Origin of the sequence: Xanthocytophaga flava (assembly GCF_030068545.1) — a bacterium.
GTDB lineage: Bacteria > Bacteroidota > Bacteroidia > Cytophagales > 172606-1 > Xanthocytophaga > Xanthocytophaga flava.
Map to the genome: position 1 here is coordinate 13,903 of NZ_JASJOR010000017.1, position 25,832 is coordinate 39,734.

General features: G+C 40.7%; 17 protein-coding genes. 10 read left to right on the forward strand and 7 right to left on the reverse strand.

Annotated features, from left to right (window positions below; all coding sequences use genetic code 11):
* Window positions 1–470 precede the first annotated feature (470 nt).
* From QNI15_RS22815 to QNI15_RS22830, 4 genes are all read right to left on the reverse strand, one after another.
* On the reverse strand, window positions 471–1,235 hold the full coding sequence (locus tag QNI15_RS22815; protein ID WP_314033711.1) for an SDR family NAD(P)-dependent oxidoreductase: 765 nt from the start codon (window positions 1,233–1,235) through the stop codon (window positions 471–473).
* A 413-nt stretch (window positions 1,236–1,648) separates the two neighbouring features.
* Window positions 1,649–2,077 carry a RidA family protein gene (locus QNI15_RS22820; protein ID WP_314004560.1) on the reverse strand — a complete coding sequence of 143 codons (429 nt, stop codon included), beginning with the start codon at window positions 2,075–2,077 and terminating at the stop codon, window positions 1,649–1,651.
* 302 nt (window positions 2,078–2,379) lie between these two features.
* Window positions 2,380–3,804, reverse strand: a complete 1,425-nt coding sequence (locus QNI15_RS22825) for a M28 family peptidase (protein ID WP_314033713.1) — start codon at window positions 3,802–3,804, stop codon at window positions 2,380–2,382.
* Between the two features lie 108 nt (window positions 3,805–3,912).
* Window positions 3,913–4,890 (reverse strand): MBL fold metallo-hydrolase, encoded by a 978-nt coding sequence (locus QNI15_RS22830; RefSeq protein ID WP_314004557.1) that lies wholly within the window; start codon window positions 4,888–4,890, stop codon window positions 3,913–3,915.
* Between the two features lie 263 nt (window positions 4,891–5,153).
* Here QNI15_RS22830 and QNI15_RS22835 point away from each other — a divergent pair, with 263 nt between their 5' ends.
* The 3 genes from QNI15_RS22835 (at window position 5,154) to QNI15_RS22845 (ending at window position 9,354) form a co-directional block, all read left to right on the forward strand.
* On the forward strand, window positions 5,154–5,516 hold the full coding sequence (locus QNI15_RS22835) for a winged helix-turn-helix transcriptional regulator (protein ID WP_314004556.1): 363 nt from the start codon (window positions 5,154–5,156) through the stop codon (window positions 5,514–5,516).
* 427 nt (window positions 5,517–5,943) lie between these two features.
* Window positions 5,944–6,093 carry a hypothetical protein gene (locus tag QNI15_RS22840; RefSeq protein WP_314033715.1) on the forward strand — a complete coding sequence of 50 codons (150 nt, stop codon included), beginning with the start codon at window positions 5,944–5,946 and terminating at the stop codon, window positions 6,091–6,093.
* A gap of 201 nt (window positions 6,094–6,294) precedes the next feature.
* Window positions 6,295–9,354 carry a Tn3 family transposase gene (locus tag QNI15_RS22845; protein WP_314033717.1) on the forward strand — a complete coding sequence of 1,020 codons (3,060 nt, stop codon included), beginning with the start codon at window positions 6,295–6,297 and terminating at the stop codon, window positions 9,352–9,354.
* Window positions 9,355–9,358: 4 nt separating this feature from the next.
* Here QNI15_RS22845 and QNI15_RS22850 read toward each other — a convergent pair whose 3' ends face one another.
* The gene (locus QNI15_RS22850) at window positions 9,359–9,766 is read right to left on the reverse strand and encodes a hypothetical protein (protein ID WP_314033719.1); all 408 of its coding nucleotides are present in this window, start codon (window positions 9,764–9,766) and stop codon (window positions 9,359–9,361) included.
* Between the two features lie 37 nt (window positions 9,767–9,803).
* On the reverse strand, window positions 9,804–11,420 hold the full coding sequence (locus QNI15_RS22855; protein ID WP_313994919.1) for a Na+/H+ antiporter: 1,617 nt from the start codon (window positions 11,418–11,420) through the stop codon (window positions 9,804–9,806).
* A gap of 251 nt (window positions 11,421–11,671) precedes the next feature.
* Between QNI15_RS22855 and QNI15_RS22860 the strand changes: the two genes are divergently transcribed.
* The 7 genes from QNI15_RS22860 (at window position 11,672) to QNI15_RS22890 (ending at window position 24,114) form a co-directional block, all read left to right on the forward strand.
* Window positions 11,672–12,751: a cytochrome-c peroxidase gene (locus tag QNI15_RS22860; protein WP_313994922.1), complete on the forward strand. Its 1,080-nt coding sequence runs from the start codon at window positions 11,672–11,674 to the stop codon at window positions 12,749–12,751.
* Between the two features lie 197 nt (window positions 12,752–12,948).
* On the forward strand, window positions 12,949–14,037 hold the full coding sequence (locus QNI15_RS22865) for a sensor histidine kinase (RefSeq protein WP_313994925.1): 1,089 nt from the start codon (window positions 12,949–12,951) through the stop codon (window positions 14,035–14,037).
* Complete coding sequence (locus QNI15_RS22870; RefSeq protein ID WP_313994928.1) at window positions 14,034–14,789, forward strand: LytR/AlgR family response regulator transcription factor; 756 nt, start codon at window positions 14,034–14,036, stop codon at window positions 14,787–14,789. Before QNI15_RS22865 ends, QNI15_RS22870 begins: the two co-directional genes overlap by 4 nt.
* 423 nt (window positions 14,790–15,212) lie before the next feature.
* The gene (locus QNI15_RS22875; RefSeq protein ID WP_313994931.1) at window positions 15,213–17,873 is read left to right on the forward strand and encodes a DUF7133 domain-containing protein; all 2,661 of its coding nucleotides are present in this window, start codon (window positions 15,213–15,215) and stop codon (window positions 17,871–17,873) included.
* Between the two features lie 517 nt (window positions 17,874–18,390).
* Window positions 18,391–19,530, forward strand: coding sequence for an efflux RND transporter periplasmic adaptor subunit (locus tag QNI15_RS22880; protein ID WP_314033721.1), 1,140 nt, complete (start codon window positions 18,391–18,393; stop codon window positions 19,528–19,530).
* An 11-nt stretch (window positions 19,531–19,541) separates the two neighbouring features.
* Window positions 19,542–22,685, forward strand: a complete 3,144-nt coding sequence (locus tag QNI15_RS22885; RefSeq protein WP_314033723.1) for an efflux RND transporter permease subunit — start codon at window positions 19,542–19,544, stop codon at window positions 22,683–22,685.
* Between the two features lie 10 nt (window positions 22,686–22,695).
* Entirely contained in the window at window positions 22,696–24,114 is a 1,419-nt protein-coding gene (locus tag QNI15_RS22890) for an efflux transporter outer membrane subunit (RefSeq protein ID WP_314033725.1), read from the forward strand.
* A gap of 759 nt (window positions 24,115–24,873) precedes the next feature.
* On the opposite strand, the gene QNI15_RS22895 is transcribed toward QNI15_RS22890, so the two are convergent.
* The gene (locus QNI15_RS22895) at window positions 24,874–25,761 is read right to left on the reverse strand and encodes a dienelactone hydrolase family protein (protein ID WP_314033727.1); all 888 of its coding nucleotides are present in this window, start codon (window positions 25,759–25,761) and stop codon (window positions 24,874–24,876) included.
* Between the last annotated feature and the right edge of the window lie 71 nt (window positions 25,762–25,832).

Genomic DNA, 25,832 nt, shown 5'->3' on the forward strand with positions numbered 1-25,832 from the left:
TAAGACTTGGTAAATCACGATGTATTCTTTCACCACTTTTGGGAAAAATCCTATTTTTCGTGCTTGATTCGTTGCTGCAAGTCCCAACGGATAAGACTATGCACTAATGAATTTCGAGCGGTATTGGCTTAGAGAACTGCTTTGTGGTAGACTCAGTTGTAGAAGACAATAATATAGTATTTTCCCACTACTACTTGCCCTTCTTTTGTAGACTTGTCTAGGATAGATGGTATAATAAAAAGAAAACAAAAGGGGTAGAACTAAATAATTATAAAGGCAAAAATTATAAAGGTAAAAGTAAGGCACTTATGGGTAACTCTAAACAGTTACCCATAAGTACATCAGTAACATAGACATAGACCAGCAATGTTATGGAATAGCAATAAGTTCAGATACTTAAAACGCATTACCCTTATCCTATTCCTAAAACTTTTATACTGTGATCTAATTCTATGGAGAGATTCGATAGTTTATTGAATAATGGTACTCATACCTCCATCAGCCATTACGATAGATCCCACCATGAAGCTGGCTCGATCGGAGGCAAGAAAAGAGACAATTTCGGCAATTTCCATTGGATCAGCGGCCCGTTTAATCGGAGCAAGCTTACCATGCTCAGCTAAGAATTCGCGTCCATCCTCTCTTAGTTCATTAATCAGGTTAGTAACCACATCACCCACACCAATTGCGTTAACACGAATACCATGCTCTATGTTTTCCACAGCAGCTGTTCTGGTTAGTTGAGCCAATGCCCCTTTTGATGCAGTATAAGCAGATATTGTTGGGAATACGAAAAAACTAGCATACGAAGCGATATTAACAATTGCGCCTGTTTTGTTCGGGATCATTGCTTTTAAAGCTTCCTTTGTATGAAGGAAAGCACCCGTCACATTCGTGTCCATGATCAACTGCCACTCTTCAAGGGTGGTTTCTGTAACTAGTTTGTTAACAATACGTCCAGCATTATTTACTAGAATGTCAAGCTTACCGAATCTCTCCAGAGCAAGTTGAACTACCTTTTTTGCACTCTGCTCTTGTGTTACATCAGCCTGAAGAGGAACAATACCTGTGTATTCTTCTGCAAGTTTGTGGACATCTGCCTTATAATCCTCAGCGATCACTTTTACACCACGTGAGTGAAGCAAAACGGCAGTAGCTTTGCCGATTCCATTTGCAGCGCCTGTGACAATTGCCACTTTACCCTCAAGCTCATTTGTTACAAAGTTGTTTTTCATGGTTTGTTAACATTTAGGTTAAAGAACTTTATTTAACTATTAATTCATTTATTTATGAACTGAAAAAACCATTTTTCAAATATAGTTAGTTTTATTGGTTCATAAAATTATGAACAAGATATATTTTAAGGATACTCAGAAAAAAGACTTATTTTCCTCACTTTTATAAACCAACCTTTTAATAATTAACTACTTACATACAGCCCTTTGACAGTCTGAACCAATGTGAAAATTTTTTCTATGCAGATGAAAGCCTAAAGAGGACCGTCTTTAAATCCATGAAAGAAATCTAACCTGACTGTCAACTATTCTGATCCATTAACTGTGCGAATGAAAAAGTATTTAACCGTTGCAGAATACTTTTTAAATGTAAAATAGGTTAAATCAATTCAATGAAGCATTTATTTTTCGAACTACTTATTCTTCTCAGAAGCAACAACGGAGATCTCAACCGATGCGCCCATCACCAGTTCTTTGACAGCAATGCAGGTCCGAGCAGGGAACGGAGCATGAAAGTATTGCTGATAGACCTTATTAAATTCCTCATATTGCTTTATATCTGTTAGATATACCGTCGTACTTACTACCTGTTCAAGAGTAAGGCCTGCCTCTTTAAGTACAGACTCTACATTTTCAATACTTTGACGGACTTCCAATGAAAAGTTACTATTGGGTAATTCTTTTTTGTGAGAAAGGCCAATCTGTCCGGAAACAAAAACCAGTCCATTCTGAACAACATAGGAACTAAAAGCTGGTTTGGTACGGTTTGACACCTGCGCGAAAGAAGGATAAAAAACAAAGGTAGTAAAAACCAGTAGTATTACTTTAATTACTGTAATCATAGTAGAAGCTTGTAAAAACAGATATTAGATATTTTAATCAGATTAGGGACTCTGGTTAAATGTCAGACCAGAAATAAGTTCAGATCAGAAATAAGTTCAGATCAGAAATAAGTTCAGATCAGAAATAAGTTCAGATCAGAAATAAGTTCAGATCAGAAATAAGTTCAGATCAGAAATAAGTTCAGATCAGAAATAGGTTAAGAGTCAGGAGTAGCATTGGGTATTGATACTGAGAACGAACTGAAAAGCGTAAACAGCTTTTATGCAAAATCAGGAAATAGTGTTCTGTGCTTGCAATAACACTACAATCCATGTTTACTGAGCAGGTAACAAAGCGAGGCCATGGCTGCGGTTCCAAGTTGAAGCTCACGACGATTAATCTTGTCAAACGTATCAGCAGCCGTGTGGTGAATATCAAAAAAACGCTGGTCATCACAATCAAGACTGATTAGTGCCTTGGCAATTCCTTTCAGAGGTGCAATGTCTATTCCCCGCTGGTTTGGCCTGATCCGCTCAACCTGATAGGGTTTAAACAACATATCCCACATACAGATACGTTCCGCTACTTCATCTGAGGCATCAATCCGGAAGCCTTTAGGTGTGAAACCACCTGCATCTGATTCAATGGCTGCCAGTTGCTTTTCCGGGCTCAGCTTTGCCAACTCTGCGTATTTGACTCCTCCACTGGCACCATTTTCTTCATTGACATAGAGTACGGCGCGAACAGTCCTTTCCGAGTGCAAGCCTTTCATAATTCGCATTACTTCAATTGTTTGAACAATCCCGGTTCCATCATCGCTGGCACCTTCTGCCAGATCCCAGGAGTCAATGTGTGCGCCAACTGTTAGTATTTCCGTTGGATAGCTTCTGCCATTGATCTGGCCAATCACATTAAAGGATTGAATATCGGGCAGCTGCTGACAGTTCATTTCCAGTTCAACCAGCAGGTTGGGTGTAGTCTGTAAGGCCTGGCTCAGTTTGTCGGCACTATTAGTACTGAGAGCAGCGGCAGGAATTTTTTTTATTTTTTCCTCATAACTTACTGCTCCTGTATGCGGCAAGTCATCTTTTGCCAATGTGAGCGAGCGGACTAATGTGCCAACGGCTCCACGTTTTGCTGCGGCAATGGCTCCCTTACTGCGTTGATCAACAGCTTCAAGGTACGAATCAAACACTTCCACATGAGATGGATTCATGGGCCGGTTAAAAAAGACAATCTTACCCTTAATCTGCTGTTCCGAAAGTGCAGCCAGTTCCGCCCAGGACTTGATTTCAACCACCCTGGCCCTCAGTTTTCCATGAGTAGCTACCGAACCACCCAAAGCGCAAACATCAAGACGGATGGCCTTACCTTCAGTTGTTATCAGACGGGCCTTCTCTTTTACTCCTCTTACCCAGTGTGGCACTGTCACTGCCTGTAAATAGACACTGTCCAGCCCCAGTTGTTCCAGAAGCGATTTTATCCATACTACCGCCTGGGCTTCCTGGTTAGATCCACTCAATCGCCCCCCAATTTTGTGGGTTAAGTAGCGCAGGTTATCATAACTCTGATGGGTGGTTAAAGCGCTTTCATATATTTTTTGAATAACAGTGGAATCCTCTACTCGAGCATTCTGCTGGGCCAGAGTAAGCTTACGCTGAGCCAGGGCTGTGTTTGTAATGATATCTACTAAAGTAAAAGCAGCCAATAACAGTATTCTAAAAGGGTTTTTAGTATAAAGACACATGAGGATAAATGCTTTTATTTTGGAATCATAGTATAAAAGAGGTCCTATAAAAGGCATAGAAGGCATAAATGGCACTGTTGCAACTCCATTCTAACATAAGCTGAAAGGTCATTGACCAGTACCCAATGTGCTGTAGGTGATAGGAATCCAAACGAATTGGGAACCTTCCGTTCTTAAATGACCGATTCCCGGATAAGAAATATGTGCTACAGCCACCAGGTAACCTTGTCTGGCCGCCTCATCGTAAGCTCTTTTACGTTGAAGCGCGGCCTTTTTAGGGTCTACATCAAAAGCAATGGTTACCGAGGGATTGGCAAATTGAATAGCGGCTGCATGCATGATATCCCCCCAAAAAACCAGTTTCTGCCCTTTGCTCTCTAAGACATAGAAAGTGTGGCCAGGAGTGTGCCCGGGAGAAGCAACTGGGGTAATGCCGGGAAACAATTCAGCCCCATAGCCAAAGGTCTTTACTTTACCCGCTTTCAGGTATGGACCTACTTTGACTTCCGCTTCATGAAACCATTTTTGCAGACGTTCGGGCGCTTTGGCTTTACTTTCTTCACCCAACCAGAAATCCACTTCCGGCTGGCTAATGTAAAGGGTGGCATTGGGGAAGACCATTCTATTTTCTTCCATTAATCCTCCGGTATGGTCTGTATGAATATGGGTAACGAGTATAGCGTCGATTTGTTCCGGCGTGTACCCACTCCTTTTAATACTTTCCGATAAATGCCCCAGAGTGGGTCCGTAGAGTTCGGCCGTACCTGCATCAACCAGAATCAGTTTACCATTAAGTTTGATCAGGTAGGCATTCACAGAGGCTTCAATCGGATTTGTCTCATAATTATGTTTGAGTAACAGATCAATTTCACCTGGCTGAGTATTGGTTAAAACCTTATGCAGGTCTAAGGGAACAGTCCCATCGGAAAGCGCGATGACTTCAACATCTCCGATTTGTAGCCGATAATACCCTGGTTGGGCTAGTGTTACCGGGTTTGAACGTTGGGCGAGTACATCCAGGTCGCTGCTTAAATACAGAAAGGCCGTGCAACTTATTTTGAATAGAGATCTGACAAAAGTTTTCATGGGATTAAGGATCAGAAGATTTTAAAATCTGCTCAGAAAGTAATTTATTTCCTTTCAGAGCAATGGGTTATTTTAATCGAATAGTGATGCAATCGAATAGTGATGCAATCGAATAGTGATGCAAACGAATAGTGATGCAAACGTATAGCAAAGCTTACATTGATACAATTACGTACTTACTTATCATATAGGGATAAAATTAGCCCTATATGATAAGTAAGTACATTCTTATAGCTAAATTTGCGCTGACTAAATTAATCTGTATGCAAGAGCGGAAAATACCCAAAGACCTCACCTGTGGCATGTCTATGATCATGGATATTATTGGTGGTAAATGGAAACCCTGCCTGATCTTTAATATCAGTCAGGGCTATCGAAGACCCAGCCAATTGCAACGTCTCAATCCAAAAGCAACCCGACGGGTTCTCAACCAGCAACTCAAAGAGCTTGAAGAGCACGGTGTCCTTCGGCGGGTAGTATATGCTGAACTACCGTTAAAGGTAGAGTATTTCCTAACCGAGATTGGAGAGTCTTTAATGCCAGTAATCCGGACGATGGATAACTGGGGATCGCAGTATTTAAAGGATCCCTATCATCTGCCTATGGTAAGAGAAATGGCTTCTTAATATGGTTAATTTTACTTAATTTAGTTCTCCTAAGCGAAGCAGTTAAGCGAAGTAGTAAAAATGTAAATATGTAATAACCCAGCTTTGCCTGTCATCTCTCAAAGAAGACAAATAGGTAGTTTGTCTCATTGCAGGGTATTATGAAGTAGATAGTCCCCATTGAGTTGTATTATTAGGAAAAGGCTGACTTTTTCCTGCATCTCTACCTGTAGGCTCACTGCTCAACCTGGTCATAATCTTTACTTTTCTAGCGGGAATGTTGGCGGTCCTATTTTGGGCCATTATCTGGCAAAACAGAGAAAGAAAAAACAAAATTTACAGCGATTACCATCATGTTTGGATTCAGAACATCATCTGTTAATGGATTGTTTATAATGTTTCTGTTTATGGGTTTAGTAAAGTTTTTAGAATTCAGTTTAGTTTGCCTATGGCCAACTCCGATAAAGTAGCAAACCAACTAAACGGATTTGAACTGACCTGGCTTTATTTTGGATATTCCTATTCACTTGCCCTGACGATTGGCCTGATTCAACTAATAGGGCTATCGTTGTACTTTACAAAAGAAGCAGTTTATTAGGGCTATTTTTCCTGTTGCCAACCATTATTATTATTACACTCAGCATTTTATAAATTTAAATCTGCTTTTGACAAGACTGTTATTGAAGGCCTATACTAGCCTGAATGTCAAACGCATGGATACATTGGTAGGACTCTGCTAGGTGGATAGTACCTCTTTTACTATAATTCATTTAATTTTGGTTATTTTAAAAGATCCATAATGGCTTATTATAAAGATGTGATTGATCAGAGTTCTCAAAAAGAATTCGATACACCACCTGTTTTAGATTACCAGCTCAGAAAACATTTTTTTTCATTACCTCCGTGGGCAGAAAATATAGTATCGGGGTTAAGCTCATCAGTCAATAAAGTTGGATTTATCCTCCAGTTAGGCTATTTTAAAGCAACTGGCCGCTTTTTTAAACCTATTACTTTTCGCAAAGGAGATATTAGTTTTATTACTCAACGTATCTTACAGGTAGGATCAGTCCAAATAAGAGACTATGCGGATGCTACCCGAAGGCGTCATCAGGAAGAGATTTTACGTCAGTGTCATGTTTTGCCTTTTACAGGAGAGGCTCGCCTGCTTTGTGAACAGGAGGCTCTGCAACTAGTCAGCCACTTACAAAAGCGACAACTAGTGTTTGCTGCCTTGGCTTCCTTTATCCGGGAACACCGCATTCAACTTCCTTCTTATACCACATTCGCTATTATCATTAATCAGGCATATAGCATCTTACGCAATAATCTTTTAACAGTAGTAGATCAACAATTAACGCCACAACTCAGGAAAAGTCTGGATGAATTACTAGAAAAACAAGCTGATTTACAACAAGAAACAACGAAAACGAGTCCTTACCGGTTAACCCGATTAAAAAATAATCCGGAACTAATTAGACAAAAAGCCGTTCGGGAAAACGTAGTCCATTTTCTCTATCTCAAAAAGCTTTACCTGGAGCTTTTACCTATCCTTAATCTGCTTACGATTGGAGATAATTTAGTAGAAGAGTATGCCCGCTATGTTAAAAGAAGCCATAGCTATCAAGTCAAAGAATGGAATGATAGATATCTGCTTTTAATCTGCTTTATTAAATCGGAGTATTTTCATCTTACCGATCTTCTCACCGAGACGTTTCGGACTTTGGTAGAGCAGAATATCAATCAATGTGAAAAAGCCTATAAAGAAGAACGACTTCTAACCCATGAAAGAAGCCTGACTCAACTAGATACTATCCTGGCCAGTTACCTGAGCACAGGAAAAAGTATTCAACTCTTACAGGATATTTTATTCAATTTTACCCTGACCGAAACGGAGAAACTAGCTCATTTTTCTCATATTTTACAAAACCCGGAAACAAGCTCTTTTCTTGCATCGCTCCCTCAGGTCCTAGAGCTTTATCAACAGACCAAAGGCCAAATCAAAAATGAAGATTATTATCAGCATATCACTCAGGGATCACAACGTCTGCAGCTAAAAGTTTCTGACCTTGTCAGACACTTACAGTGGGAAGCAGCTCAGTCAGAAACCCATTTACTGGAGGCGGTTGAATTCTTTCAGAAAAGCAATGGACAAATCACGCCAAAAGCCCCAACCGGGTTTCTTAAATCATCCGAGCGGAAAGCAGTGATTGATCAGGAAGGGAAAATAAAAGTAAGCCTATACAAATCACTCTTATTTCGCCATCTGCATCGAGCACTTAGGGCCGGATTCATAACCCTTCCTCACTCTCATCTTCATAAATCAATTAACAATTACTTGATTCCCTTTCAGGAGTGGCAATCAAATAAGCAAACCCTTCTGCAGCGGGCAAATCTAAGAACAATGGAGTGTTGGCCTACTGTAAAACAGGATTTGCAAACTCAACTAGCGGCTCAGTATGAACATACCTTTTCCCGTATCAGCAATGGAGAGAATCTATGGGTTGTCAAACGAAAGGATGACACCTTACGTTTCCGTATTCCTACTCAAAAGCAGGAAAAAGAGGAAGTAGATCTATATCCCAAAGATCGGTTAATCTCTATTTACGAAGCGCTTGTCACCATTAATCGAAGCTGTCACTTCTTAAAAGATTTTCGCTCCTACAAGCCTGATTCTGAGAAGTCTACTTTAAATGAACGTTTGGTGATGGCTGCTATCATTGCCTATGGCTGCAATCTTTCTTTAAGTAGAATTGCAAAATCTTCCAAAGACATTAACCAGAGTAGTCTGGAAACCATGGTGAATACCTATTTTTTTAAGGAAAATCTGGTCAAAGCCAATGATCATGTCAGTGCATTAATCGAAAAGCTTGGCATCAGTCGCTTGTTTAGAAAGCAGTCCGATAAAGTGCATACTTCTAGTGATGGACAAAAATACAGTGTGGCGCTGGATTCTATTCATGCCAATTATTCGTATAAATACTTTGGAAAAGAGAAAGGAGTAACGATCTATAGCTTTATTAATGAAAGTCATAACATATTTTCATCAACTGTATTTTCTGCAAAAAATAAAGAGGCATGGTATATTTTTGATGGATTAATGCACAATGAGGTGGTACAATCCGACTTCCATTCTACCGATACCGATGGGGCAACTACTCCAATCTTTGCTCTTTCGTATTTGTTAGGAATCCTGTTTCAACCCCGTATAAAAGGTTTTAGCAAACTCAATTTTTATGGGCTGGAATCTCTATCTGTTGAGGATCACAGACAGTACCTGATTAAAGAAGGGAAGGATATTAATCTGTCACTGATTGAGAAACAATGGGATGAAATCTTACGACTGGCTGTGAGTATAAAACTAAAATACACTAAACCTTCACAGGTATTGAAAAGACTGACCTCCTCTGCCTTACAAAATCCTTTGTACAGTGCCTTAAACGAGTTAGGAAAGGTAATTCGTAGCCTATACCTGCTTGAGTATATGGATGATGAAAACCTTCGTCAGCGAGTAGATGGGCAATTAAATAAAATTGAAAGCATACATGCCCTGGCTAGTGCGGTTAGTTATGGGACTAATGGTATTCTCCCACATGCCAGTTTACAGGACTTACAAATAGCCGACCAATGTAAACGCTTAGTGATGAATGTAGTGATCTGTTGGAACTACCTGTATCTGACCAAACAGTTAATCAAAGCATCTTCACAAGAACGCAAGCAACTGGAAGAGGCTATCGGTCATAGTTCAACCGTTGCCTGGAAGCACTTCAATTTTCAGGGTGAATTTAATTTTATAGAGACTATGCCACGAGAAGCCTTCGAAGAAGAACTCAGAAATTTACTAAGTTACAAGCCAGAATAAGAGCTTAAATACAAAATTCCCCTCGTAAGTAGTTGTGTGATAGCATATTGTAAGATACTTGTGGCGCTTTTTCTGATTTCCTGGGAGTTACCCCTAAAATATGTCCTTTCTCACTTATAATTAATTCCGACTCAAGATAAGGTTGAAATTTACCTTCAGTTATATCTTTCCAATTATAAAAAACAAAACGGAGCATCTCCCCATTGCCTCCTGGATAATATGGTCTTTGATCTGGATGAGTGACTATTTCCTTATCTAATTCTTTGTCATATTCACTGTTACAAATAACTTCATCCGTTTTTGAATCCTGATAATTCGTACAGGAGGAGAGGAGGCAGATCAAAAGAAAAAAATAAATTCTTATCTCATTTTGACAATTTAAAAACCTAACCTTTTCTAAATACTGATCCATAAAAGAAAAATAATATCAGAAGGCTAAAATAGTCTTATCACACATCTGCTTCCTGCAATAACTTCTCCCGAACCTTCATTTCTTCCAAATCTATCAATGAAAGATATTTCCGGATCAGCTCTTCGTCAAATTCTGCCCGTTGATTCATCTGATGAAGGTAATCTCTTTGCGTTTGGAGTATCTCCAGGTAAATACGCTGAAAACTCTTCAAAGGATTCTCTTTTGAATCTTCTGATTCGTTCAATTCCTGGTTGAAAAAGGCCAGATCTAACTTTAATCGGGCATACAGATTATTGATATGCTCATTCAAAGGCAACTGATCACTGTATTGCTCTTCTAAAAACTGTAAAGAGGCCATTGCCATTTTTTTCTGAATAATAATCTCCTGTCGGGATTCAGGAATGGTGGTATACCGGTCTTCCGGATTGACTTTCCGGATTATCCAGGGCATAGTCATTCCCTGAAAAACAAGAGTTACCAGAATAACAATAAAGGTGATAAACAATATCAGATCACGATAAGGAAATGGGTGAGTTTTATCGAGAAGTAGAGGAACAGACAGCGCTGCAGCAAGTGACACAACACCCCGCATCCCAGCCCATCCGAAAATAATAGGTATTTTCCACCCTGGGTTCGGATCAGCCACAGTAATAAAATGCTTCATGAATCTGGTAAAAAGAGAAGCGCCCAGTGAACACAGAAGTCTTGTGATAATTAATACCAGCGAAATGGCTAACCCGTACCAGATAGCCTGACCCAAACTTACTTCTTTGATCTGGCTGGTAATAGCAGGTAACTGAAGTCCTATAAGTAAAAATACTAACCCATTAAGAACAAAACCTATTGTTGACCATACATTGGGACTTTGCACACGTCCCTGATAGGTAAGCATATTCTGACGTCTATTGGATAATAAGAGTCCTCCGGCAACGACAGCTAAAACCCCTGAATAGTGAAAATGCTCAGCAAAGTAATACATACAGTAGGGAGCAAGCAAACTTAACACAACCTCTATACTGGGTGTGGTAGGTAACCACACATAAATGGCATAGAAAACCAATCCGATTACCAATCCTATGAGTGTTCCTAATATAATCACCAGGAAAAAGCTACCTATAGCTTCGGAAAAATAAAATTGTCCTGTAGTAACGGCAACCAATGCAAAGCGAAATACAACCAAAGAGGATGCATCATTCAGAAGACTTTCCCCTTCAATAATACTAACCAGCGATCGGGGTACTTTCACCTGACGCATAATCGTTGTAGCGGAGATTGCATCCGGAGGGGAAACAATACCTCCCAACAAAAAGCCCAATGCAAGTGTAAAACCTGGAATAAGTAAATAAGAAGCAAATGCCACTACACAGGAAGTAAGAATCACAATCGGAAAAGCGAAACTGGTAATTACACGTCTCCAGCGCCAGAATTCTTTCCAGGATGTTTGCCAGGCCGCCTCATAGAGTAATGGAGGCAGAAAAATAAAAAAGATCAGTTCCGGGTCTATGACAACATGTGAAAATGCTTTTGTAAAACTTAGGGCCAGCCCTCCCAAAACCAGTACAATAGGGTATGCCAAACGAAGCTTGTTGGCAAGCATGACTAGTGCCAGAATAATCAGAATAAGAGAAACGTATTGAACAAAAAGGGTTTGCATGAAGTAAAGATAAAAATAAAAACAAGAAGCTACTAACAGAGCCAGAACTCACGCATCTGGTTATCTTGCGAAAAATCAAACGAGAATCCTGCTGAAATGATCTTGTATGAAATCCATTTCCCCGAAGATATTGAATCGGGAACTTAAACTTATAATCAACTGAAAAATGTTTGCTTCAGAAGCAATGTATGTAAGAAACCATAAATGGAATATATTTGCAATGATCACTGTTAAATCCAAAGCTCGTTAAAATGAAACCACTACCCTTTCGCATAGTCCAATTGTATTGTGTACTGGTTTGTATCAATAGCATGCTTCTCGGCAGTTGTAGCGATCAACCAAAGGTAAAACCTGTAGATCCCTATGCATTAAATGTCCCTGCTAACTTCCCTGATCCTGTCTTTGCTTTTAAGGATAATCTTATTACTAAGGAAGGGTTTGAACTTGGCCGGTTATTGTTTTACGAACCCCGGCTTTCCAGAACAGGCACTGTTTCCTGTGGTACGTGTCACAGACAAATGTTTGCGTTTGCCGATCATGGGCATGATGTGAGTCATGGCATTAATGACAAACTAGGATTTCGTAATACACCAGCTATTCAGAATCTGGCCTTTCAATCTGAGTTTTTTTGGGATGGTGGAGTAAGTCATATTGATCTGGTACCCTTAAATGCTATTGAGAATACCCAGGAGATGGATGAAACATTGGTAAGCATTCTCCAGAAACTGAATACTAATCCTACCTACAAAAAGCAGTTTAAGACAGTTTTCAATACAGACACTATTACGTCTGATCTGATGTTGCGTGCACTGGCACAGTTTACGGGCCTTTTAATATCTTCCAACTCCCGGTATGACAACTATATCCGTCATGAACATGGAGTAGAATTTACAAAGGAGGAAAAAGCAGGATTACAATTATTTAAACAAAAATGTGCCAGTTGCCATACAACAGACTTGTTTACAGATCACTCCTATCGAAACAATGGACTGGATGAAATCCCGACAGATTATGGGCGGGAATTGATTACTGGCAATTCAACTGACAAAGGCAAGTTCAAAGTTCCTTCTCTTCGTAATGTAGAACGAACAAGTCCTTATATGCATGATGGACGGTTTCGCACCTTACAATCTGTTCTCAATCACTATACATCAGGGGTTAAAATTTCTCCAACACTGGACCCGTTACTTACCCAAAATGAGCAAATGGGTATTCCAGTCACAGAAAACGAAAAAAAGAAGATTATCGCTTTCCTGAAAACCCTCACAGACCCTACTTTTTTGGTGGACAAACGTTTTGTTGATCCACTGGGCACATCGGATCAGAAGTAAAGTATATTCTGTCTCTATGATTCAGTAAGCAAATCCGAATATTCAGTACCTAAAAACAACGTTTAGGTAAAAAAAAGAAAAGTCTTTGGGATATACTTATCAACTTTGTCTAGTTAAAGAGATAGATTGGTGCTTATGGCTCTTGTAGATTTATCCAAATCTGGCAAAGCAGAGGCCTTACTGTGAGATTTTACACAATGGGGAAAGAAAGAGATACCTTCTTAAATAATAATGGAAAGCGAATCCTATTTACAGTATTTGCTTTTGTATTGCTATATCTGGTTTCCTATATCATAGATCCCTATTCCTCCTACTGGCCAAACTTCTTTGTACGTAGCTGGCGGGAAGTCCTGGAGGAATGTCTGATCTCACTTGTATTCTGCTTTCTGATTTCAGAATCAAGTATTCGTATCAGTAGTGAACTAAACAAACGTATATCATGGACACAGTTTGCAGGTCGACGCCTCATTGTGGAAACAGGATTGACTTTACTTACAGTTCTTCTCATTAATTTGATAATAAATTTCCTTTGCTCTTCCATCAGCAGTGATGAGACTTCAGTCATAACTCCAGAGATATCTATTGAACAAACGCGAGGTATGTTGCAATGGATAATGGTAAGTATTATGATCGCTTTCATGATTATGGGAATCAATACAGGGAACTACCTTATTGTAAACTGGAAAAATGAGGCTATACGGTCTGCTGAACTAAATCAAGTGGCAATGGAAGCTGAGTTACAGTCGTTGAAGTTACAGATTGATCCTCACTTTGTATTTAACAATCTGAGTGTTCTTTCGGAGATGATTCTAGAAGATCAGCAGCTTGGGTATGAGTATGCAGAAAACTTCTCCCGTATTTATCGGTACCTATTAGTAAACTCCAAAAAAGATCTTATTTCACTGGAAGACGAATTGAAATTTCTGAATTCTTATATGTTTCTTATCGAACATCGGGTTGGCGAAGGGGTACATTTTGACATTGATGTAGACAAAGAACTTCGAAACTTACATATGCCTCCCCTCACCTTACAGTTACTTGTTGAAAATGCCTTGAAACACAATAAGACCAGCAAAAAAGATCCCTTAAAAATCCGGATATACAACAATGATAAACAAGAACTGATTGTCGAAAACTCTTTTCTGCCTATTGAGAAGCCGCTGGATTCCTCAGGTATAGGTATCCGGAACATTATCCGGCGATACAATCTCCTATCAGTACAGGAACCCAGAATTGTACAAGACGATGTTTCTTTTAAAGTAATCCTATCACTGATAAAATTATGATCAACACCATCGTCATATTGGAGGATGAGCAACCGAATGCAGGCAGGCTAAAACGTTTACTTAAAATAATACGCCCAAAAGCTGAGGTAGCAGCTATTTTAGACAGTGTAGCAGATAGTGTAGCCTGGTTCAATGAAAATCCCCAGCCTGATGTGGTGATGATGGACATACGGTTAGCGGATGGATTAAGTTTTGAAATATTTGATAAAATCAAGCTAAACAGTCCGATCATATTTACCACTGCCTATGATGAATATGCAGTAAGAGCCTTTAAGTACAATAGTATAGATTATGTATTAAAGCCAGTAGAAGAGGAAGAGTTGCAAGCTGCATTCGAGAAACTGGAATCATTGTCAGGAAGTACAAATCCAAAGTCGCTGGAAGGGTTAGTTAACTTTTTTCAGCAAAAAGAATTCAGAAACCGGTTTTTATTGCCTTATAAAGATGGGTATAAGTCGGTTTTGGTCAGTGATGTAGCCTATTTTTATTCTGAGGCAAAGATAACCAGGGCCAGGTTGCACAATGGCACAGAAGAGATAGTTCCTCAAACACTGGAAGATCTGGAACAACAACTCAATCCCAAAACTTTTTTCAGAGCCAACAGACAATTTATTGTCCATATAGATGCCATTTACAGGATACACAATTACTTTAATGGTAAACTGAAAGTAGATATCAAAAACGATCCAGACACAGAAATTCTTGTAAGTAGAGAAAAAGCAACTCAGCTAAAAAGCTGGATGGACTTTTAGTGCTTATGATGTATTGATCAGGACTTTTGAAATCATTCTATTCGCTAAGCTTATTTAGCTCTGGCCATTTTAGTTGAGTTAACAGACTCAATTTTTCTGAGACCTTCTTATAACTTTTCCTGACCCAAGCTACCAACTTTGCTTTTATCTGGTTAGGGTATTTCTTTTTTTACCAAAGGTGTTAAAGTAAATAGCACTTGTATTTATCTATAGTAGTATTGGTATAACATCATCTTTAGTCAATTCCCCCCTCTTTTTGACGAATTACCCCCCTGACTAGTTTACTACAAAGATTTAATTTTGTCTTATTCAAAGATTAAACCGTCAATATTTATATATTGAATCTTGTATGAGTAAAGTTGCCTCTATTGACTACTCGAAAATCTTTTATAATTTCTTACCAATCACTTGCTAGTATTGAATATGCTAAAGTTTACATTACCCTTTTTTACTATTGCTTTATTACTTTCCGGCACACTTACTGAAACACCTTCTTCTCAACCAGAAAATTTATCCTTACAAGCTCAAGACCCAAATGCACAGAGAAGAGATTCCTTACTAAATACATCTACCTGGCCTGAAGATTTGAATGTTACTCTTTTTACCGGACCAGATCTTACTCCTAGTCCTGCCTGTCTGGCAGTAGCCCCAACAGGAGAGGTATATGTAGGGGTAGATAAAATGGGTTCACTAGGGAAAGAACCAGGCAAAGGCAGTATCGTAAAGTTAACAGATACCAACAACGATGGAAAAGTAGATCAGCATTCTGTCTTTGCTGAAGTCGACAATCCCCGAGGCATCCTCATTCAGGGAGATCAGGTATTTGTACTTCATACAGTATTTTCAAAGGAAAACAAGGTGGCTACCGGTATGGACCTGGTGGTTTTTGAGGATAAAAACCAGGATGGTGTAGCAGATGGTCCTTCTAAACCTGTCATACAACATATCAGTAACCCTACCTTTCTACAAAATCGGGGAACAGATCACGCAACTAATGGTATCCGTATGGGTATCGATGGTTGGATTTATATTGCCGTAGGGGACTTTGGCTTTCATAATGCAACTGACCGAACTGGAAAGCAACTGACTATGCTTGGGGGTGGAATTGCACGGGTACGACCTAATGGTTCTGAGTTTGAAATCTATACCCATGGAACCCGAAATATATATGATGTCGCCATTGATCCCTATATGAATACATTCACACGGGACAATACCAATGATGGAGGAGGCTGGAATATACGGTTTAGTCACCACATTCAATCTGGAGAGTATGGGTATCCTGCTCTTTTCAAACATTTTACAGATGAAATCATTCCTGCTTTGATTGATGTAGGAGGAGGTTCAGGTACGGGAGCGTTGTATATGGACGATCCTTCCTGGCCAGAAAAATACAACCATGTCCCTATGATGGCCGACTGGGGAAGAAGCCAGCTTTATATTCACAGGCTTACACCAGATGCTGCCAGCTTTACACAAAAAGAAGAAGAATTTATAAAGATACCTCAGATTACCGATGTGGACATAGATGCATCCGGAAGGGTATATCTTTCTGCCTGGGATGGTGCTGGATATTCGGGGAGTCCATCCAAAGGTTTTGTTACCAGAGTTATCCCAAAAAATTGGAGTTATAAGCCTTTCACTGATGTCAAAAAAGCATCTTTCAAACAACTTTCTACTTTGCTGGCAACCGGTAGTGGTGTAGCACGTCTGGCAGCACAACAAGAACTGATTGCCCGCTCAGCAAAAAAAGCGTCATCCATTGCCTGGAAAATTGCTTCGAACAATAAACTTTCACTGGATAGCCGGGTAGCTGGGATTTATACCTATGCTCAGGCAAGTGGTGCAGAAGGAATTGCTAAACTGGTCAAACTTACCGAAGACAAAGAGGTTGCAGAATTTGCGCTACGAGCCTTGGCAGACCGTCAGCCTATTCTCTCACAGGTGCCTGTTGAGCCATTTCTGACGGGACTAAATGATTCTAACCCTCGTATACAGATAGCTTCTATTATTGGATTAGGTCGTTTAAATAAGCCAGAGGCAGCACAGGCCTTACTAAAGGTAAAGGTTCCTGCGTCGTTTGTTGCCCCTGCATTAAACACAGAAGGACCTCATGCAACTCCTAATTCTGCAATCGTTCCTGCCCACTTGGCAGTACGTTCGCTGGTGAATCTGCATGCTGTAGAGGCCTGTATAAACGCTATTGGATCTGACAATTCAACACTTGCCCTATGGGCATTGCGTTATATGCATGACCAAAAAGCTGTTGCTGGTTTGATTACCGCTTATAACCGTACCTCTGATGCTGCACTGAAGAAAAATATATTGATCACATTGGGTCGGCTTTACAAAAAAGAAGCTCCATATGATGGCTCTTGGTGGTGGAGTACGCGTCCGGATACACATGGACCATATTACAAAGCCATTGACTGGGAAGGGTCTGAACCCATCAAAAAAGTATTGTTAGAAGAATGGAACAAAACCAGTGACAAACAATTTTTTACAGATCTAAACAGTCGTCTTCGACTTGAAATACCTGAATTAGGTGTAGAAGAAATTGTTGCAGCTAAAGAAGAGGTGAAGGTAGATTTGGAAAAGATTAAGAACAAGAAGGGGCAGATTGGTGAATCTTCTATCGAAGATGTAATGCTTGCCCTGGCAAAGATAGATGGAAATGCAGCGTTAGGTAAAACATTGTTTACCCAGCAGGGTTGCATTGCCTGTCACAGTCTAAGCAAAAGTGAAACTATGAAAGGGCCTTTTATGGGACAGATCGGCTCGATTATGAATCGGGAACAGATTGCAGAATCCATACTCAAGCCCAATGCCTCTATTTCACAGGGCTTTGCAACTGTCTTTATCACGGCTAAAGGAAATAAGAGCTATACCGGATTTGTGACTGAAGAATCGTCTACACGACTTGTATTACGTGATATTGCAGGACAGGTGTATACCCTGAAAACAGCTGATATTCTAAGTCGCAAGGAAATGGAAACTTCTATGATGCCTCCAGGTTTAGCCAACGCTTTATCCTATGAGGAATTTGCATCTCTGGTTACTTTCCTTTCCCAGCAGAAGAAATAATAATCTTTCTGTTAAAACAGGAAGCACAAATAAATTCGGATGTAATTCGATCTGAAACTTCAAACACAACAAAGCCTACACGTTCCGAGTGTAGGCTTTGTTCTTTTTAAGGTAAAAGCAATCAGAAAACACCTGCGGAAAGAAACATTCCTGCCTCTCCTTTCATACAGACACCCATCCTTACAGAAGAACAGCAAAGGAGGCTGTCAGGACAGGAAGGAAGTGAAGTCTTTTCAGGCTGACTAAAAGAGTAAGACTAGAAAATCAATACTGAACAGAAAAAAACGCTTTATCTACTTGACAGCGTTCTACAGATACCCAAACCGGTTCTATTCAAACTGGTATATTCTCCATTAAAGTCACTAAAAATGAAAGAAGTTATGAGTTAGAATAACCCCAATGATTCGGTTCAGGCTATCATCGTTTCAGAAGTAAATATTTACGGTTCGGTTACTTTTGGTCTTTACCTCCCAGGTTGTTTTCCTTTTTTTGTAAAAGAAATCAACCCAACAAAACGATGCAACTTCTTGCTCAACAAAGTAAAACCAGAAAACTTATTCTATTTACATCCTTATCTGTTCTGTTATTGGCTTGTGGAAATAATGAACAGCAAACCCAAGCCCCTCCTACTGACGTTGATTTTCTGGAAGTGCAGCCTGCAACAGCTCATGTAGAAAAGAAATATCCTGGTTCGATAGAAGGCTCAGTCAATGTCGATATCAAAGCTCAGGTGACTGGGTATCTGGATCAGATCTATGTGAGTGAAGGGGATTTTGTACAGAAAGGGCAATCTCTTTTTCGTATCAAAGGCGATGTCTATAACCAACAGGTTAACAACAGCCAGGCATCTCTCAAAGCAGCGTTAGCGGCAGAGGAGAATGCTCGTATTGAACTGGAAAAAATAAAACCTCTGGTGGCTGGAAAGGTAGTCTCTCAACTTCAGTTACAAACTGCTGAAGCCAATTATGCCTCTGCTCAGGCACAGGTAGCGCAAGCTCGTGCTGCATTAGGTTCTTCAGAGATTAATGCAGCTTTTAGTCTTATCAAAGCTCCTGTCAGCGGTTATATTGGCAGAATACCTAATCGTATCGGCAATCTGGTAACTCCGGCAGATATTACACCATTAACTACGCTTTCTGAGATCAGCCATGTGTTTGTATACTTCTCTCTGAGTGAAGCGGATTTTATATCGTTTGTGAAAGACAGAAAAGCAGATGAAGGCATCAATACCGTCGAACTCATTATAGCTGATGGAACGCTGTATGACCACAAAGGCAAATTGGAAATTGCCAGTGGAAATATTGATCGCACCACAGGAAGCATACCCTTAAAGGCCGTTTTCCCGAATCCTGATAAGCTACTGCGTTCGGGAGGTTCGGGTAAAATTATTCTGAAAAAGACACTTCCCTCTTCACTGACGGTTCCTATGTCCAGCGTAAAGGATATTCAGAACAAGTATTTTGTCTTTACACTGGCAGACAGCAATAAGATAACGATGAAGCCTATTGAAATTGCCGGAAAGTCGGACAACAATTACATCCTGAAGACAGGATTAAAAGCAGGTGAAAAGGTGGCTCTCAATCGCATCGATGCACTCAACGAAGGAATGGTAGTAGTACCCGGATCAACTCAGGACTCAACAGGCAAATCAAAATAAGACAGTATAGTATGTTAAAAAATATAATAGACAGGCCAGTATTGGCTACGGTTATATCCGTAGTATTTGTCATACTCGGCCTTATCGGGCTTCTCAGACTTCCGATAACCCGATTTCCGGATATCTCCCCTCCTACGGTTATGGTCAGTGGCAGCTATCCTGGAGGAAACAGTGAGGCTGTATTGCGTTCAGTGGTAACTCCCCTGGAAGAGCAAATCAATGGGGTAGAGAACATGCAGTACATCAGCTCTTCTGCCAGTAATGATGGTTCGTTCTCTATTCGGATTATATTCAAGCAAGGGGTAGACCCTGATCAAGCTGCTGTAAACGTACAAAACAGAGTGCAGCAGGCAACACCTATTCTGCCACAGGAAGTAGTGCGCATGGGATTAACTACTTCCAAACAGCAGAATAGTATGATCATGATCTTCAATATATACACAGAAGATAATGAGAAATACGATGAATTATTCCTTCAGAATTATGTAAACATCAATCTGGTTCCACAGATTAAACGGGTTCCTGGTGTTGGACAGGCGCAGATATTTGGTACGAAAGACTATTCTATGCGTATCTGGCTTAATCCGCAACGAATGGCTAGTTATGGACTTATGCCTGAAGACGTGACGAATGCTATTAGCCGTCAGAGTCTGGAATCTGCACCCGGAAAACTAGGTGAGGAATCAAATGCCGCTCTGGAATATGTAATTCGGTATCGGGGAAAAAAGAGTAAACCGGAAGAGTACGAAAATATCATTATCAAACGGAACGGCACCAATTTGGTACGGTTGAAAGATGTGGCACGTATTGAATTTGGGTCAATCAGTTATAGTGGGAATACAAAAGCCAATGGCAAACATGCTGTTACAGTTGCGATTCTGCAAACTACAGGGTCTAATGCCAATGAGATTGAAATAGGTGTGAACAAGGAAATTGAAAAAGCATCCCGGTCATTTCCTCCTGGTATCAAATTCAGTAAACTGATGAGTACCAAAGACCGTCTGGATGAGGCTACTCAGCAGGTAAAGTCTACCTTGATCGAAGCGTTTGTGCTGGTATTTATTGTGGTGTTTCTATTCCTGCAAGATTTTCGGTCAACGATTATCCCTGCTATAGCTGTTCCTGTAGCCATTGTCGGTACATTCTTCTTCCTGCTGGCATTCGGGTTTACGATCAACATTCTTACGCTGTTCGCTCTGGTGTTGGCTATTGGGATTGTGGTGGATGATGCCATTGTAGTAGTAGAGGCTGTACACAGCAAAATGGAAGGTTCAGACATGAGTGGTAGAGAAGCAACGCATAGTGCCATGAATGAAATCACAGGGGCGGTTATTTCTATTACGCTTGTGATGGCGGCGGTGTTTATTCCTATTGGGTTTATGACAGGTTCTTCGGGTCTGTTTTACAAGCAGTTTGCGTATACTCTGGCTATTGCTATTATCATTTCTGCTGTCAACGCCCTTACACTTACTCCGGCTCTCTGTGCCTTGCTATTGAAAAATACACACGATGCAGACCATACAGGCAAAGCGAAAAAGCTTGGTTTCAGTCAGCGTTTTTTCACAGCATTTAATACTGGGTTTGACAGCATGACAGGCCGGTATATAAAAGGAGTTCGGTTTCTGGCCAGAAAGAAATGGCTGGGAGTAGGTCTGATAGTGTTGGTTATTGCAGGCGCTGCCTTCCTGATGACCAGCACTCCACGAAGCTTTGTACCAATGGAAGACGACAACTTTATTGCTTATAGCTTAAGTATGCCTCCGGGCACGGCTCTTGACAATACAACGGCTGTTGCCCGAAAAATCGACAAACTGCTGGAAGACGTAGAATCTATTGAAAGCAACTCCAGCATCACCGGATTTAATATTCTCAGTGGTAGTGCGGGTCCTGCCTATGCCATGGGCTTCATTCAGCTAAAAGAAGTAAAAGACAGGGGTGTTATAAAAGACATTGACGTGATACATGGCCTCATTTCCGAAAAACTGAACACTATCAAAGAAGGATCAGTGATGGCGTTTCGGTTCCCTCCTGTAGATGGCTATGGGGCAACCAGTGGGGCCGAAATTGTATTACAGGACAAGATGGGTAGAGATCCTGCTTCTTTAAAGGCAATGGCCGATAATGTGCTTGGTCAGATTATGCAGCAACCCGGTGTACAATCTGCCTACACCATGTTTCGTGCCGATTACCCACAACTGGAACTGGAAGTAGATGAAGAAAAAGCGAGTGAACTGGGTGTAGAGGTTAGCAGCATGCTGGGTGCTATACAGACGTATTTCTCGGGAGATCAGTCACTGAACTTTACGCGATTTGGCAAGTTCTACCGTGTAAATATAAAGGCTGATGGTATTTTCAGAACGGATGAGGATGCATTTAACGAGATTTTTGTGCGTAACAACATGAATCAGATGGTTCCTGTAAAGTCGATGGTTACGCTGAGTAAAGTGTATGGCCCGGAATCTGTAAACCGTTACAATCTCTACAATTCTGTAACCCTAAACGTTGTAGCTCAGCCAGGTACCAGTAATGGAGCGATTATGGATCAGTTGGAACAAAGTGTATTAAAAAAGCTTCCAGCAGATTACAGCTACGAGTGGACAGGTCTGAGTCTGGAAGAAAAGTCTTCTGGTAACCAGACTATGGTTATCCTGCTGCTAAGTCTGATGTTTGTGTATTTTCTGTTAGCCGCCTTGTATGAAAGTTATCTGTTGCCATTGGCAGTACTTCTATCTATTCCTACAGGCATTATCGGGGCTTTCCTTGGAATTAAGGCTATCGGACTGGACAACAACATCTATGTGCAGGTAGGTTTGATTATGTTGATTGGATTACTGGCAAAGAATGCGATTCTGATTGTAGAGTTTGCCGTACAACGCAGAAGGGCAGGTCTGTCTATTGTTGAATCTGCACTGGATGGAGCTAAGGCCCGCTTACGGCCTATCATTATGACATCGTTGGCTTTTATTGTAGGTATGATTCCACTAATGCTAGCCAAAGGAGGCTCAGCAGTGGGTAACAAATCTATCAGTACAGGTGCGGCTGTTGGGATGCTAAGTGGAGTTGTGCTGGGGGTATTTGTTATCCCTCTGCTCTATATGATATTCCAGTTCATACAGGAAAAAGTATCTAGAAAAACGAAAGCAATTCCTGCCTAACTAACTAAGTATGAAAACATTTAATAAATATATAGCTGTAAGTGCCTTATTGCTTATATGCCTTTCGGCCTGTCGGGTAGGAAAAAAGTACAGCCGACCCGAACTGGATATGCCTCAGCAGTATCGTGAACAGCCAGTCTCTGTCACAGCAGATACAGTGCTGTTGCCCTGGAAAACTTTTTTTAAAGATGCTGCACTAGTAGGATTAATTGAAAAAGCACTGTCTAAAAACAATGATGTGGCAGTGGCCGTGATGAATATGCAACAACTAGAGCTGAGCTACAAACAGGCAAGATTGGGATTGTTGCCAATTGTTGACCTGAATGTATCCGCCAACAGAAACTGGCTTTCCAAGAACTCACTCAATGGTTCGTTGAGTGAACAGTATCTGGGAACCCGTTATATGGATGACTACAGTGCCACCCTCAGACTATCCTGGGAAGCAGATATTTGGGGCAAAGCGAGAATGCAGAAAGAAGGAGCTCTGGCTACCTACTTTTCACAAAAGGAAAATCTTTCTGCCTTGAAAACACGAATCATCGTACAGGTGGCTCAGGCCTATTACAACCTGATTGCCCTTGATGAACAACTGAAGGTTGCCAAACGAAATGTCGAACTGGGTGATACTACCTTAGCGATGATCCAGTTACAGTATAACTCAGCGTTGGTAAATTCGCTGGCAGTAGAACAAGCCGAAGCCCAGAAAAAAACAGCCGAGTTGCTGGTTCCTATGACTTTGCAAACTATCGCTATGCAGGAAAATGCACTGAGTATCCTGTGTGGCAGCTTCCCTGATAGTATCACCAGAGCCGAAAGCCTTGCTGCTGTCATGCCAGAGGAAGTATTTCCGTCAGGTGTACCTGCTGCCCTGTTAAGTCGCAGGCCGGATGTAAAAGCAATGGAGTATATGATCGTGTCAGCCAATGCGCGGACAGGATTAGCCAAAGCAGCATTGTATCCAACGATAAGTATCACACCCTCTATAGGATCTAACTCTTATTTGTTTAACACCTGGTTTGATCTTCCCGGCTCATTGGTAAAAAGCGTGGGTGTTGGCCTGACACAACCCATTTTTCAGAAACGTTCGCTTAAAGCTGCCTATGACATTGCCTTGATTGATCAACAGAAAGCATCTGCTCAGTTCCGGCAATCTGTGTTAACAGCAGTAGGCGAAGTATCCGATGCATTGGTCAGATCAAAATATGCAGATGAACGCATTGACCTGGTAGAGAAAAAGAAAGCCTCTCTTACCAAGGCAACCCATGATGTTATGATGCTTTACAAAAGCGCTATGGCAACCTATCTGGAAGTGATTACGGCTCAGAACAACGCATTACAAAATGAACTGGAGGCTATTACAATCCGAAGGGATAAGTTAAACGCAATTACAGATTTGTATCGGGCTCTCGGTGGAGGTGTTGAAAATTAGGATTTAAGCTGATATCTGTAGTTTTGTATAGAGTATCATAGTGAAAACCTGACATTTCTGACAGAACAGACCCCTGTAAAAAACATTTTTTAAAGGGGATAGAGCATTGTAATTCTTTAAGTATTTGATAGACAGCATATTATTTTATTTAAAAATTCTGGAATCACTTTTCACGTTCAGACTAAATACACAATGCCTGTACCCATACTTTATAAATTACTGTTAACCAATCAGATATAGTAACTATATAGTTACCCTCCTTTAAAAAATGTTTTTTACAAGGGTCTGATCTGTCAGAAACGTCAGAAGTTTTACTCTTTCTAAAGAATTGCCTTGTCATTAATAAAGTCCATAGCAAGGCAACGTTCCCCATGTTGGTGTTATCACCAACGACCACTTTCCCATTGTTCATGTTGGTGATAACACCAACGACGGGAATGCTCAATACAAGCAGACGCTGCTTTCAAAATGGACACAAGCGGACACTTGCGCCAGAAACTTTCTTTGTTTCCAGAAAAGATATGGGACAAGATAAGGCACACATTCTGGCTCACCAAATTCTCATTTGTTGTCCTTTTTTGGCAAGCAAAAAATGAAGGAGCTAGTGGAAGAGCAATGTAAGTGACAATAAACAAATGACAAGAGAGTAATTCTCAAAAATCACCTCAAGCCTACACTTTTTTCAAAAGCATAGGCTTGAGTCCTACTCACATCCAAGATTCGGGATCACTCAAGTTTCTTACGCTTCCCTCAACAGAATTACTTTAACTTCTCTTTGAAGAAATCGGTAGTACGCTTCCAGGCAAGTTCGGCGGCAGCTTTGTCATATCGGGGAGTAGTATCGTTGTGGAAGCCATGATTGGCGTTGGCATACATATACTCAGTGTATTCTTTATTATTTTCCTTGAGTGCTTTCTCATAAGCAGGCCATCCTTCATTTACACGCGTATCCAGTTCTCCATAATGTATCAGCAATGGTGCTTTTATCTTGGGAACGTCTTCTGTGGCGGGCTGTCCACCATAGAAAGGAACGGATGCTGCCAGATTGGGGATACGAACTGCCATCATATTGGCAATCCAGCCTCCGAAGCAAAAGCCTACCACACCTATCTTACCGTTGCAGTTTTTATGTTTGCTCAGGTATTCATCTGCGGCAATAAAGTCTTCGAGCATTTCATTTCTATCCCGCTTACTCTGTAAGGTTCTGCCCTCATCATCATTGCCCGGATATCCACCTAGTGGAGTCAATGCATCTGGTGCCAGCGCAATAAAGCCGGCCAATGCAGCCCGACGGCAAACATCTTCAATGTGCGGATTTAGTCCTCTGTTTTCGTGGACTACCACAATCCCTCCTAGCTTCTTTTTGGTATCCGCAGGCATTGCCAGCAAACCTTTGATCGTACCACCCCCTTTTGGAGAAGAATATTGGACATACTCTGTTTTTAACCGCGGATCATCGGGTTTGATCTGAACCGCCCCTATATAATCTGGCATTAAAAAACTCATCAATGAGGTTACAGTTAAACCTCCTACTGCATACGCAGATAGCTTCTGCATAAAATCACGCCTGTCAATACGGCTATGGGCATAATCGTCGTACAGATCAAAGACTTCCTGTTTAATGTCTTCTTTATTTAGTTGGCTCATATGGGTTTGTTTATGAATATATGTAGTACTAAGTCATGAGTTTATAAACCTTTACACTTGTATGGCAGTTT